The sequence below is a fragment of the Pedobacter polaris genome, assembly GCF_005116505.1.
Classification (GTDB): Bacteria; Bacteroidota; Bacteroidia; order Sphingobacteriales; family Sphingobacteriaceae; genus Pedobacter; species Pedobacter polaris.
The window spans coordinates 1452200-1467602 of the sequence record NZ_SWBR01000001.1; the positions used below are offsets into that span (position 1 = coordinate 1452200).

Genomic DNA, 15403 nt, shown 5'->3' on the forward strand with positions numbered 1-15403 from the left:
CCAAACAATTTTGCTTGTCCGCACGTCATCGATTTAGAAATCTGGGAACACAAATTTACAAGAAGCATCTAACTAATCTCATTTGTGAAAACCTGGTTCGGTCATTTCAAACCTCGTTACTACCGTAAAATCCCTACAATTTTCTCAAATTATGAATTTTGCAATGATTTCTCCTAATAGCCTTTCAATTTCTTATCTATATCAATATTTTCCAATGGTAAATCCCAAATCGTTGCAATGCTGTTAAGGTCGGTAAAGAGATTTTTCGAAAAATATAGCGTCTCTGGAGCCAAAGCCACAACGAGGGTTGTGGCTTTTTTTGTTTTAGCTGGTGAGAAGTTTATATCCTGAGCTTGCGAAGGGAGGCCAGCAGAGGGAGCCATAATGAACAAGCGCGTTAAAATGGCGGCTTTCCCTCTTTTTATCGGCTAATCTGCTGTTAATCTTGTAGATAAGATTAAACAGGGAACTCGCCTTAGGAATGTTCGATGTTTCAAATTTTCAAGAGGAATTGCTGAATTGGCTGAGCTAGTTTTTACATCATATGAACAAAAGAACAAAGGATTTGTTGTATATTACATAGTATCTATCTTATAGCTGATGAAACTGAGAATCTGTTCCTTAATAATCCTTTGCACAATTACTTATTGTGGGATTTGCCCGGACATATGCGCTCAGGTAGTGGCTCCAGGTAAACAGACTAATGGCAGTAAAACTAATAATATCATCACCGCAGTTCCTTTCTTGCTGATTACCCCTGATGCCAGAGCTGGTGCAATGGGAGAGGCCGGAGTAGCGGTACTGCCTGATGTAAATGCCATGAGCATAAACCCATCAAAACTTGCATTTTTAGATCATCCTTATGGGTTTTCTATGGCTTATAGTCCATGGTTAAACAATTTAAACTCCAATATTAACTTGGCTTATCTTAGTGGCTTTTATAAAATAGATTCCAGAAATACAGTAGGAGCCTCACTTAGGTATTTCTCTATAGGAGAGGTCCAACTTTTGGATGTCAATAACCAGGATTTGGGCTTATATAATCCCAATGAATTTGCTTTGGATGCTACTTTTGCCAGAAAATTTAGTGATTCCTTTTCATTAGGTACCGCAGTGCGATATATCCGCTCCAGTTTGGCTTCAGGTCAATTCAGCTCTGGCCAACAAACTAAACCTGGAAGTGCCCTAGCTGTTGATGTATCTGCCTATGTTAAAAATCCAACGGTTATTTTTAATACAGATGCAATATTTGCTTTTGGACTTTGTATAGCCAATATTGGAACTAAAATGAGCTATACAGGTGCAGGTAATAAATATTTTTTGCCAACCAACCTTAAAGTGGGTACTGCAGCTACGTTTTTAGCTTCCGATCTTCATGAGTTTACGCTTGCACTTGATTTCAATAAATTACTAGTACCTACACAACCAGAATATGATGCTAATGGACAGATTTTAAGAGGTAAAGATCCAAACGTTTCAGTACCTGAGGGTATTTTTAGATCTTTTAATGATGCGCCAGATGGTTTTAGTGAAGAGCTAAAAGAAATTAGCATTTCTACAGGAGCTGAGTACCGCTATAACAAGCAATTTGCCGCTAGGGTTGGATATTTTTATGAAAGTCCTCAAAAAGGCGACAGAAATTATTTCACAGTAGGAGCGGGTCTATGTTATCAAACATTTAACATCGATGTTGCTTACCTGGTTACAAATTCAACATCGAGCCCACTTGCCAATACCCTCAGGTTTACTTTGATGTGGAATTTCAACAAAACAAGTAATTAAGGGCTCCGACGATTTAAAATGTAAGCATCTGGATATCCAACCATGCGAATTTTCTTAAGCAATGTTATTGCTTCTTGCATATTATTGATGCCAATAATTCGTACATTATAATAATACTTTTCAGCAGGAATAAGGATTACTGTATGGTTATATCTACTTAAATATGTTTTAGCTTTAAATGCATTGCCACTTTTAAAATGCGCTGCCTGAATGGTAATTCCGCTAGTTGTGGGCAGCGGTGTCGTAATTTTATTTACAGGGGTAGCTGTTTTAGTTATGGTACTATCAACTCTTGTTTCAACATTTTTAACAACTGGATTTTCTATATGTTCCTGATTTTTTAAGGTAACTGTAAAAGTAAGTCCATCTACTTCTGAACCTTCATTATTGCGGATTATAGTAAAAGGAAGTAAAATAGGTGAGGCACTTAAATTTAGTTGCTTTAACTGTGCACTATCAATCATGGCACGATAAACCCCAGGAAACAGACCTAAATAAGTAAAATAACCATCTACTTCTGAAACTGTGCGCCCAATGAGAATCGATTTGTCATTATACAAACGGATGATCAGTCGGCCCATACCTTTTTCTTCATTCCCATTTTTGAGCATTACTCTGCCAGATACTTGTCCGACAACAGCTACCGGCACTTCAATTCTTTTTACCACATTTGGATCAATAGCTACTGCATAATTCTTTTTACGAAGCTGCCAAGCTATATTGTTAAAACTGCTAGAATCTAGTTCTATATTGTAGGTGATGTATGCTTCTAGATCTGTAATCTGAATGGTGGTATCTTTTACAGATTGTTTAATACGACCGCCATTAACACGCATGTTAAGACCAGGTACCTTAGGTTCGTCAACTTCACGACGGTTGTTGCCATTAAGGTCTAGATATGGGATCATAACAATCACTCCCTTACCAATACTGGTGTAATTATTAAAACTTGTATATTGTGATTTGCGGTCGTACACTAAACTACCACTAACAGACTGCTGATACCTTACTATATTGTCCATTTTTCGTACTGATATAGCTGCTTGGGCAAATGAGAAATCATACCTTAGGCCAAACTCAATATTAGAAATATCACTTCTGAAGTTCCTTTCATAAGCTGCATTCAAATACCCCCGTTTAAATACCCTTTTTTCTAATGCAGTTTTAATACCGACAAGATTCTTTTCTACATACTCATATTGTGCCTGCTGCGTTAATATGATACTTTTTGGTAATCGAATGGCTAGCGAGAAATTGCTGTATAAATATGGATCTCCCCCTTCCATAGCCACGATGTAGGAGTTTATACTTGGACTGAATTTTCTGAATGTACCAGAAATGAGCCAATCGCCCAAGATGTAGTTTATATTTGGAAGAATAACCTGTTGTACCGATAAACGTGTATAAGCTGAAAAATGCCGACTTTTGATCGGGAGTGTTAGCGTAGCTTTACGTTCCTCCAAAAAAGTATTGTTAATGGCAGTTTGTCCCTTCTTATACCAAATATTGTTTACCTCAACCTGCAAGCCCCCTGGTAGATTATAGCTTAACAAGGCCTTTGAACGTACACCGTGATCATATTCGGCAGAAAATAATAAGTTAGACAATACACGCACAGAAGTGTTTATAAAAGGGATGGTTTTTCCGGTAGTAATAGAAGAAAGGTATTCCATACCTCCCCCAATACTAACACGTTTATTTAAACCATAATTGGTGCTAAGCCTTGCAAAGCGGCTATCCTGATTATCTTGAACGAAACCTGCTGAAGCATTGTATTCAAATTCACCTTTGGGTAAAAAGTTAAAAGGTATGCTTATGTTTTGTTCGCTAGACCGCTCCTCACCAAAGGGGCCATAAAAACGAAGTTTAATTAAGGTATTGCCATATACTAAGGGTACGTTAAATGTATAAAAACCAGAGGCATCTGCCTTAACATAACTAGCTAGTACACCGTTTACATATAACTCTACTGTCCAGTTAGGTTCGGTATGGTTACTTAGTGTGTAAGTACCAAAAGATCGTCTGTAGGTAGTTGGGGTATTCGTAACCTGAACGCCTAAAACGGGTGCATAAAGAGATGCAATAGACAGCCCTTGCACTTTTCCTGCTAAAATTTGCTTGGCTATACGATTGTCATTATTAGCCAACCGCCATAAAAAATATTGTCGAGTCCAATCAAATGGTTCATTGTTATGGTAGTTAAGAACGATGTTAGACTCTCCACCTGCTATAACGCCTCCCAGCCCTAAACTGAGCCTAGCATCAGCGGCATTACCAACGTTGTCTTTTGAAATAAATGCTGAATAATCTGCTGCACCAAAGTGGAATAACGGGTAAGTACGACCTATAATGGTATCAGCTTTAACTGTACCTTTTAGCCTATTTAGATTAGATCGCATTTCTACAAGCCGCATTTCGCGGATAACAGGTAATTCTATCTCTGTGTTAAGAATTATCGATAAGCTACGGAAGTTAAATGTGCAGTTTAACCCGAAAATCTTACCGAAGTAATCAGATCTTAAATACAGACCAGTTGAAGTACCAATCAACTCATCTGGTTTCAAGTCATAAACTTTATCAAGATAGGTAATACGGTTGTTGGGTTTGTCAATAATGAATTTAGCTTCTGGAGTTATAAAAGAGCCACTTATTGAATCTAGTCTTGCGGACACCACATTCTTTATTTGAAGGAAATCAAAAATATCGCTCACTGGCAAATATGCCATTTCATTACGAATTAGTGCAGGTATTTCTAGTGCACCTACCCGTTGTACATTTAAAAAAATGGAAACTTCATCGTATTCTGTATCAGATTGCGCTTTACAGTTATTTGCATAACCTAATCCTACAAAAAGAATAAAAACCAATAGATTTTTAAAGCGACCCAATGATTTTTCTATGCAAAACATGAATTATGGCTGTATAAATGTAACAGAGAAAGTTCCACTATAATTTCCAGGCGGATTGGCCAAAGGACTCCCAACGGTTAACGTGCCTCCAATTCTTACCTGCGTTCGACCAGGAGATGCTGCTGTTGTTACAAAAGGACTAACTGGGTCAGAACTCCCAATTTGTAAAACCATGGTACCTCCATTGCTACCCGTAAGGTTCACGTCTGGGCCATTACTAATAGTTACAACTGTTCCAGGTTCGGCATCAACCTCAAAGATAGCTGGCGAGAAGGAGAAGCCCTGACTGGTTTGAATTACACTTCCGGTAGTTGATCTAGATCCATTTGGATAGATAATTACACTGCCTCCAGAACCATTTTGGTAAAAGGCGCCGAAATTTAATCCCTGTGCCGGATTGACATACACCACCACCGGACGAGGCGGTTGTTCAATAGCCATTATAGCTGGCCTTTGCGCATAGGATTTTAAATCCATAAACAGCAGTATCAATGCCGAACAGCGCAAGATAACCAGCCAGTGGTTAAAAATATATGCCTTTATCTTCATTTGCTGATGTGTATTTTTTTAGTGTGTGTGCCTGTTGGAGTAATAAAGCTAACTAAATATATCGTTTCTGGTGAGAGTCCATCCAATGGATAATCTCCATTTCCGTTAATCGGCCTCCGCGAAATAAGTTGTCCGAGCATATTACTAATTACCAAATATCCCTTTTGTTCTTTAACAAGTCTAATGCGCACCTGGAGGTTTCCATTAGATCCAAATACAATATATTCATCTGTGCCACTAGTGATTACTGAGGGTTTACCGGTAGCACGGAACTGTAATGAAAAACGATTTTCATAAGTGCCCTTTTCTAAATTTATAGCATACTTTGCATTTTGCTGTAGGTCATGGCTAATACCACTTTCCTCATCTTTTAGGTATAGGCGTAAATAAGAAGGCCACTTTTCGACGTTGCGCAGATTAAAAGTAACTAACCCGTCTTTAGCAGTTTGTACACCCAGTGGAATAACGGTAAGGCTATCAAAATCTTGCATTGAGTTTATAACCAGCTTAGATAAATCTGTAGCTATTGAATATAAATTGGGCAATTGCTCATTGCTATTCATGAGCTTTATGGCGTCTAAATTTTGATCGAAAGCAGGACCTGCAAACTCATTGGTATAAACAACTAAAGGATCAGATGAAAGTTCTTGGCCAGAAAAATTTGCACTTAACCGTAGTAAAATGCGAGGTTTTTGGTTATTGCCTTTTGTCACCGAACTAAAAGTCGATTTATGGAAGATAGGCGACAGGTCATTAACCCTTACGCTATTGTTAAAGCCAAGTGTACCTGATACCGGGTAACTGCCATCGCTTACGTGGATGAAAAAGCCCTGCATTGATGCAATAATATTTCCTGCAATTCCATCACTTGAAACACCATTGATATAGGTACTGTATGCGCCGGTATACTGACTGGTGGTACCCGAATTAAAGAAATAAACTGCATTATCTATATTGGTTTTGGTCCATCCTGAAGCGGCATTCCAGTCAATTGGAGAAGGATAAGGATTCCCAACTAAGTTAAACCCTTGTGTAAAGGGACGGTTGTGATTAAACAATGTAGAAGATAGGGTTCCATTATTAACAACACCTGTTATGCTCACTAATTTGGATGCAGTTGATGAACCAAAATCGGCCGCATAGCCATGCATGGGCGTTAGGATATTTGAAGGATTAGTGTAGGAGGTGAAGCCGGAAGTTATTTTGTCTTGTATATAAGTGTAGAAATTTGCAAAGGTCGAATTCAGATCAACAGTTGCCGAAAAATTACCTACAGTAGCAGCCTGAAATGGTGAACTAAAATATTTATATCCATAACCTGCCGCAAGGTAACGTTGCATAGTTACATTTCCAGTTACACTACCTGAGCCACTACCATCAATAAGTGCGGTTTTAGTGGCCGAAGATATCAGTGTAAGATGTCCACCTGTATTGAATTGACCACTGCTTGCGAGTAGTATTTCGGTAAGATCTAATGTTCCTTGTAAAATTACTCCAGCAGCATTATTAGTGGTGAGGTTCTTAATCGCATTTGCTGCAAAGGTTGATGCAGGTATTGTTTGCGCTACAGTCCCATTCATTTCAATTGTTCCATTGCTGGCGGTAAATGTTCCACTATTGCTAATGGCCCCACCAATTTTTAGTGTATGGGTATTTATGTTCAAGGATCCTGAAATAGTTAGATTGCTCGTTACAGCTACATCAGCATTAAGTGTTGCACCTGAACCTAAGACCTCTAGGTGACCATAACTTTGCGAGCTATTTAAAGCAGCAATCACTTGGCTCGTTCCCTCATATACTATTGTACTTGTAGCGCCAATTGAATGTGCCGTATAATTGGCCGGTAATGTATTTGTACCACCGATTTTTAACTTTGCAGCATTTGCTACCGTTAATGTGCCACCTTCGGTAAGTCGATTCGCTGTAAAACTTCCTAAATCAAATGTTCCACTTGTTACAGATAAGTCTCCTTCAATGTTTAGGTTTGCTCCTAACGAAACCGTACTTCCAACACTAGCTATATCTAATGTATAATAAGTTAATGGGGTTACTGTTTGACTTGTAGATCCATTGTAGCTTATTGTAGCGGTATTTGTAAGTGCATCAGCAGATGCGCTGCCCGTAATAGCTAACGTTGAGGAGATACCAGATGTTCCGATAGCAAAAGTTTTTATTTCTGAATTACTTAAAGTAAGGTTGTTATAATTAAATGCGGACACGGTTTGCTTACCAGGTGCGTTATAATCAATTGTACTACCGGTAATGGTATAGGCATTTGTTCCTGGTGTGAAAGTCCCTGCAATGCCAATAATGCCATTGTTTGCTAGTGCCCGGGCACCTGTAGAGCTACTAGTCAAATTATTATAATTATAGACAGGAATAGTCTGAGATGCGCTGCCAGAAAATTCTACTGTTCCATTTGCAACATTTACTGTGCCATTTACTGTTGGGAAAATGGTAGCTGTATTGAATGTGCCGGCAGAGAGTGTAAAATTTTCTGAAACCGTTAAAGAGTTTCCTGTGGTAAGGGTTAATATAAGTGTAGCGTTATTAAGTAATAAATTTTTCGTAACTGCAGCTACATTAATATTGATGATGTGGCTCCCAGTCAAATCTACATCATCAATTGAAGTGGGTACGCCATTTGTATTCCAGTTTGCAGCATCGCCCCAGTTATTTGTTCCTGCACCACCATCCCAGGTTTTTATTAATGACAACATTACTCCTGGCTGGAAATCGCCAAACGATGTTAAGCTAATAGCTTGGATTGTGGTGGTTGTATTTGCACCAACAGTTGGATAAGACCACTCCCCATTATTGTACTGGCCCATAATAAGTGAAGTTGGAGAAGTTCCATTATCTAGGTCACCCGCAACGAAAGTACCAGTTAAACTATAACTTGTAAATACGATATTGCTGGATGTTAGTGTCCAATGTCGATTAGCTGTTAATGCAGGATTTATAACAGATGATCCTATATTAGCATGGTCACTAGCAGTTGTACTTGCGGTAAGATTACCTGCGGTTGTCACATTTGCAAAAGCAATAGTAACTGGGGTATAGTTTGTCGCATCGCCCACCTCAAATATTTTATTGGTTGCTCCGGTTATGATATATTTTTGAAGTTTTCCATTTACCCAGCCAGTATGCTGTCCTGCACCTGTAATCGTTCCCGTTGAGGATTGGATGAGTTTGTAATTACCCGTTTGTATCTTGCCTGCGATGAAATTCAATACGCCATTTACTGATGCATCAGACAATAGGATACTTAGTCCTGAGGCTTTATTAATTGTAAGGTTATTAAAGGCAGAGCCAGTAGAAATGTTCTGTGTACTTGTACCGTTTAGTATGAAGGTTGAAGTTCCACTGTTTATGGTCCCGCTGTTTGCTAAATGGCCACCAACAATATGGGTATAAGTGCCTGCATTTAATATGGAGCCACTATTTACAGTCAGGTTATTTGCAATAGTCCAGTTGGATGAAGCAGATATGCCTGCGGCATTGGTATTGGAAACTATTATATTATAGAAATTGTAGGGGGTTGCGGTGAGGGTTATGGCACCAGTTCCCCCAAAAATTACAGTCCCTGTACTTGAAAAGTTTGTGCCTAGATTTATAGGAACAGCTGTTGAGGGTATAAGATTTAAAACTCCACTGCTATTAATTGTGCCATTGTTGGTTACAGCACCGAGTATATTATGGGTAAAAGCGCCAGCATTAAATGAAGCTCCACTTCCTATGGTAAGGGAGTATAATATGGTCCAATCTAAACTTGGATTTACACCACCGGTATTATTAATGGTAAGGTAGCCAAATTGAGGAGTAGAAGTAGAGTTGAGCACAGGTGAGATAGAACCGTTAAAGCTTACCCTCAAAGCAACGGTTTGAACGGCGTTTATTAGGCTCAGAGTTTGTACTGTATTTCCTGTAAAAATGGTGGTGCCCAGAGAATATAATATGCCGCTGTTAACGAGATCTCCATTCATAGTGGTAACTATGGTTGGTCCTCCGCTCAAAGACCCGGTACTGGTAATGTTGAGTAAAGTATTAAATACGATATCATTTAAAAGAGTATAACTGCCCGTAACCGTAACCCGATTAAAGGTGGTATTTCCTGAAATATTTTTGGAAGTACCTGCCCACAGAACCGTACTGGATGATGGAGTAAAAGTGCCAGTATTGACCCAATTGCTATTTAAAGTAATGGTATTTGAGCCGCCATCAAAGGTTGCTCCTGTTTCTATTGTTAAATCTCCGTTAACAGTAATAGCTGTATAGAGTATTTTGAGTCCGGCATTTCTGAAAATTAAATTACCATAGGTAACGCCTGGGAGCTGTAAGTGCTGTGTAGCTGTTCCGTTAAAGATCACTGTACTACTAGCGGCCAAGGCATAGTTAGAAAATTTAGTAGGGGCATTATTGGCTCCAATAATTAAAGTTCCAGCATTTGCAATGGTAGCCGTTCCACCAACAACGTCTCTGTTAAAAAAATACGATTGTATATCAAGGGTTCCTGACGTTCCGGCAAGATTTCCTTTTAATGTTACATTTCCGCTAAGAATTGCAATAGTGCCAACGGTTTTATTAATTTCTAGATTGTTGAAGGTAGCTGTTGAAATGGTTTGTGTACCTGCCCCGTTAAATATTACATTTATTCCATCATCATTAAAAGTACCGCTGTTATTCCAATTACCTCCAATATGTAGAATATTAGTATTGTGCAATATTGCACCTGTAGAAACCGTCACATTCCCTACTACTGTGGTTGCTGCAGAAATATCTGCTTCTCCTGCAGAGACCAAAAAATTTCCGGCAATAGTAGTCACGAAATTTATAAATGCTGCTCCTGCTAGTTTATTTATCGTAAGATTGTTATAATTTACATGTCCAATCTCCTGATTTTCTGTACCATTATAAATTACTGTTCCACTTCCAGCTGTAAACGTTCCATTTAGATAATTGAAGTTTTTAGAGATCGCCATAGCACCAGCTGCTGTAAATACAACATTTGCTCCTCCCAACTGGTTTAATGAGCCCATTAAATTTACGGTACCTGCACCAATATTGAGATTAATAGCATGACCAGTTACCCCATCACTAAGAGATAGGTCGCCATTAATAGTGATAGATTGGTCATTGGCATTTATAGTATGTGTTATATTATTGTTCCAAATTCCTTTTATATCACCAGAAGTGAGTGAACCACTACTTGTCATAGAAAGTGATACTGCTTGTACATCTCCAAAATTTATATTTTTAACATTTACAGTACTGCTAATTGTAGGCTGATGGGTAAAGGTCACAGTTCCTAGGTTTACAATATCTGTAGCAGATGGTGGTGCAGATGCTGAACCCTGTAATACTGTCCAGTTGGCAGCTGTATTCCAATTGGTGCTTACGCTTCCATTCCACTGAATTACATTTGAATTATCAGAAAAAGTCCAGCGGTTGGTTATAGCTGTTAATCCGCTTTGTTCTACATAATTAGCAGTTGTACTGTTGGCTGTTTTGCCACTAGAAACCCATGCAGTGCCATTATAACGCCATAATGCCATGGATGATTCTACACTACCGTTCAACTCGTCATCTTCATAATGCAAGCGAAGAGTTGCGGTATAAGTACCATTTGGAACAGTAATGGTATATGCCCGGCTAATAGAACCTCCAAACGGAAAATCACTAACAGGTGCTTTTACCACAGATACAGTAACGCTGGTAACACCCGAAACTGCAGTAAAATTGATTGTATTTTCGGGGCCTTCAAATGCATAAGCTACACCTGTTGTAAAAGCGTGTGTTCGGTTAATATTACCTAAAATAATGCCATTGCCTGTTCTAGTATTTGTAATGGTAAGTGTATTTGCCGCTGTATACATAGTGCCCACCGTCATGTTTACAGTTGCAGCAGTTATGTTACTTTGTATAGTTACACTTGTAGCCGAAGTTGCTTTATTAATAGTTAGAACGTTGAATGTAGTAGAGCCTGTAATACTTGAATTTTGGTTGGCAAGGAATTGAATAGTACTTGTGCCAGCTGTAAAATTACCTGAATTGGTCCAACTTCCATATATGGAATGTGTATATCCTCCTGGAATAAAGTTTGTACTGGTCGCAATGGTTAGGTTGTTATTTATGGTGAAGGCTCCACTTGCGGTCTTAGTGTTTCCATTGGATAACATTAGATTGCTATAAGTAATGGCATTAATGCCTTGAGCGCCAGTGCCGTTAAAATTAACTGTATTTGGAGCCGACGAAGTTACATCTAATGTACCTGAGGTTATACTTAAAAGATTGGCAACCCCAAGGGTTGAACCTGCAGATAACAGTAATGATGTTCCATTAACAGTAATATTATAAAGATTCGCTGTTCCGCTTAGTGTAGAGGTTCCTGTAAATGTTGCTGTCCCTGCGGTAGCAGATAAGCTGCCATTAACCGAAAGCCCTAAAGATATGGAGAAATTGGCGGTAGAACTGATAGCCCCAGGTACAGAAAGTGTACTAAAACCTATAGTACCCACACCTGAAATTGTTTTCGTTGATCCAGTCATGGTTATTACCCCGTTGCTTGCAATGAAACTTCCGCTTACAGACAAATTGCCCATAAGAGTGAATGACGTTGTAGTGCTTACAGAACCACTAACTGTGAGGTTATCAACAGAAATGCCACTGCCGCTAATGGTGGCACTTGTGCCTGTCATTAGTAACGTTCCCCCAGAAACCTGGGTGAATGAGCCACTGCCCGTAGTTGCAAGGTTACCGGTTAATGATATGTTGTTGCTGACAAAATTAACCAGTGAGGCTGCAATAGTAAGGTTATTGAAATTTTGAATGCCTGATCCGCTTACGGTTGTGCCAGAGCCGGTAAAGGTGACCGTACTCGTGTTTCCATTAAAAGTTCCGTCGTTAACCCAGTTACCCCCTGTGCTAAATAAGTAACTACTACCATTGAAAGTAGTAGAAGCACCTATAGCCACATTTCCGCCAACCGTAATTGCTGATGCGGCAGTAAATGAAACGGAAGTACCCGAACCTAGTACACTACTTAAATTACCCAAAACAGTTAATGCTGTTGCAGGAAGTGTTTTCACGGCTGCGCCACTTGCACTGCTGAGTTTAAGATTTCCGTAAGATTGGTTGGCTATGTTTTGGTTGGTACCTGAATATTCTACTGTACTCGCCACAATCAATGTATTGGTTATATAATTGGTCGGGTAAGTATTGGTCCCACCAATTTTTAATGTTGCATTATTAGATACAGTAAGTACACCACCCGAACTAACCCGGTTGGCAGTGAAAGCACCTAGATCAAATGTTCCGCTTGAAACAGAAAGATTACCAGTAACATTCGTGTTTACTGATAAAGTTACACTATTGCCGGTATTAGCAATCGTAAGATTGTTAAAAGTAGTAGCAAACGTACCTGCTATTGTTTGTGCCGTTGTACCATTAAATGTTACGGTAGCCGTTCCTGCAGTAAGGGCGGTAGTTGATGCATTGTTTGTCCAACCACCTTTAACTGCAATATTAAAGTTGTTAGCATTTAGTGTGCCGGCAGAGATAGTTAGGTTATTGTTTACTGTAATCGCAGCTGGTAAAAGAAGCCCAGTAGCATTACTGAGTGTTAAATTATAAAATGAAGATACACCAGAGAAAGTTTGCTGACCAGATGTTCCATTAAAATTAACAGTTCCACTATTGGTAAATGTTCCGTTATTGGTAAGTGTGCCAGCAATATTTAAGGTGCCTGCACTACCAAGTGTTACCGTAGCGCCTAAATTTATAGTGAGATTTTTGCAACTTACACTACTACTTATGGTAGGCATGTTGCTTGCGGTAGCTAAAATAACTACATCAGTAGTGGAACTTGGAACAACCCCATCGCACCAATTCGCAGCATTTGCCCAATCTGTACTCACACTACCCATCCATTGACCAGTAGATAGAGAAGATGTAACTTTCACATAAGCCCTAGAAGGTGTGCTACAACTTGCAGTTGTTACCTCAACCATGTAAATCCCGGCATAAGCAGTACCGTAGGTAAGGGTTGGATTTTGTAAAGAAGATGTAAAACCATTAGGGCCTGTCCAGGCATAAATGCCACCACTAACCGTTGTTGCCGTAAGGTTAAGCGTAGTGCCTACACATACTGGCCCATTGCTTCCGGCCCCATCAGGAGAATTGTATAATATGCTTACTTCTGCAGCATTGAGCTCCCTGTGATAAATGACGGCATCATCTAGTGTCCCCTGGAAATAATGACTTGTGGGTTCATTGGGCCAGCTAGCGATATCGTCATGACCGATTCTCCAATAGCCACTGTAATTCTCTGCACTGGTAACTGTACCATCGCTGCCGACCAATAGACCATCAACATATAGTTTTAATCCCCCGGCACCGAGCGTACTAGTGGCTAGATGCCAGTTTCCATCATTGTAGGCCGTTGTTGTACTTACGTATTTTTTAACCGCGTTGGGGGCCACACCTATGTACAGCGTACCCGTTCCGGTCATATAAATAAAGCGGTCTCGGTTTCCGTTAACGCCTGTTTGCATACTTGAAAAGCCAATCAGTACCCCTCCGACCGTTGTTGTGGTTTTGAACCATATAGAAGTACTGTAGCTACTGGGATTTGAAAATGCTTTAGCAGTAGAAATATATTGATTAGTGCCATTAAAACTATAGGCACTTACAGCATTGCCGAAGCGATCACTTGTTGTAGTAGGAGCGTTTTGAAGTGTTCCGTTATCATTATCTGTTTCATCATTAGCATTTCCATTGAACTTATAATTTAAAATAAGATTGGACGAGGGGATTTGAGAAATAATGGTTTGACAAGCCTCACTGCCAATGCTGTAGAATGTTGAGGGATTGTTTTGATTGTTGTATTCTGTAAGAATCCAACCGGCCGATCTGCTCACATTTGAAATACGTACTTCATCCATAGTACCATCAAAATCCATATTGGTATTTCCATTGCCATGGGTTCCGAAAAAGGTATTTGTTCCTCCCGTATAATTTGGGGATGTTGTAAAATTAGTTGCAGAACCATTCGGTTGCCCGTCGACATAAATTCGCTGAATATTACCGACATCATCAAATGTATAAACTACATAATGCCATCCCGATGCATAGTTGCTGCTAGATAAAGTAGTATTCCATGTTGTTCCATCGTAAGAAACACCAGCTGTTTTGCCATTGGATACGTCATACCTTAATACATTGTTATCAGCAATGCTGATGATATCTGCAGCATTCACATCTGTTGTGGTAAGATTTGTCCAGGCACTTAAGGTAAAACTGGTGGGTGAGCCCATTTTTCCAGGAACGGTAATGTAATCGGCTCCATCTGATCGTACAAATCCCCTTCCGCCAGAAATCTTTCCAGTGGCGCTTATCGTTCCGGTATTTGTTCCATTGTTTGCATTTGATGTTGCATCAGTAAATGCGCCGTTTAGGTGCCATATACCCTTGAAATTTGCATCCCAGGTTCCTGTAACATTCTGTTGAGCTGTTGCTGAAGCATTGCCATAATACATTTCGATAGTCGTATTAACGGCAGATGATAGGCTTGGAATTTTGACCCACGCCACAAGTGTCCCAGTTGCACTGGTATAACTTTCTATCTGGTGGTCAAGTTTAGCACCATCAATCGAAGTAAAAAGAATATCATCACCATCTGCTTGAGCTTTGTTCTTTAAGTCAACATCTGTTATACTAATAAGCAAAGGGAAATTGGTATGCGGTCCTGTACCTACTTTTGTATAGTCAACAGTGATTGATTTGTGATGTAGCCAATTAGTTAATACTAAGGTAGTGGTAGTCTGGTTGCCACTAAGTGCTGAACTTAATCCTCCTTCCGAAACGGCATAAACTTTCCAATAGTAGGTAAGCCCTGCTGTTAAACCAGATTGTACTGAAGAAGTAATCCCTGCTGCGGTTTGGCTTGCAAAAGAATAGTTCACTCCATCTGAAGAGCTGTAAACGACAAAGCCTCTTTCATTGGAGGAAAGATCTGACCAATTTAGTGTCATTGCCGTACCGCTTACTCCTGTAAAAGTTAAACTGCCAGGAGCTGTTGGTATAGGGGGGGTAAAGCCATACGTCCTTCCTGAAACAGGTTTGGTGGTTACACTTTGTGCCGTTGTTGAATTTACGCCTGTTCC

The 15403-nt window shown here is 39.6% G+C and carries 5 protein-coding genes; 1 reads left to right on the top strand and 4 read right to left on the bottom strand.

The window, feature by feature from the left end:
- Window positions 1–173: 173 nt before the first annotated feature.
- Window positions 174–383, bottom strand: a complete 210-nt coding sequence (locus FA048_RS06440) for a hypothetical protein (RefSeq protein WP_136839362.1) — start codon at window positions 381–383, stop codon at window positions 174–176.
- 298 nt (window positions 384–681) lie between these two features.
- Here FA048_RS06440 and porV point away from each other — a divergent pair, with 298 nt between their 5' ends.
- Complete coding sequence (porV, locus tag FA048_RS06445; RefSeq protein WP_225872488.1) at window positions 682–1782, top strand: type IX secretion system outer membrane channel protein PorV; 1101 nt, start codon at window positions 682–684, stop codon at window positions 1780–1782.
- Here the strand turns inward: porV and FA048_RS06450 are convergent.
- The 3 genes from FA048_RS06450 to FA048_RS06460 form a co-directional block, all read right to left on the bottom strand.
- Window positions 1779–4691, bottom strand: a complete 2913-nt coding sequence (locus tag FA048_RS06450) for a fimbria/pilus outer membrane usher protein (RefSeq protein WP_136839364.1) — start codon at window positions 4689–4691, stop codon at window positions 1779–1781. The two genes, porV and FA048_RS06450, sit on opposite strands and share 4 nt — an antisense overlap.
- A gap of 3 nt (window positions 4692–4694) precedes the next feature.
- Window positions 4695–5168, bottom strand: coding sequence for a DUF4402 domain-containing protein (locus FA048_RS06455; RefSeq protein ID WP_169306819.1), 474 nt, complete (start codon window positions 5166–5168; stop codon window positions 4695–4697).
- Between the two features lie 68 nt (window positions 5169–5236).
- Window positions 5237–15202 (bottom strand): DUF2341 domain-containing protein, encoded by a 9966-nt coding sequence (locus FA048_RS06460; RefSeq protein ID WP_205943428.1) that lies wholly within the window; start codon window positions 15200–15202, stop codon window positions 5237–5239.
- Between the last annotated feature and the right edge of the window lie 201 nt (window positions 15203–15403).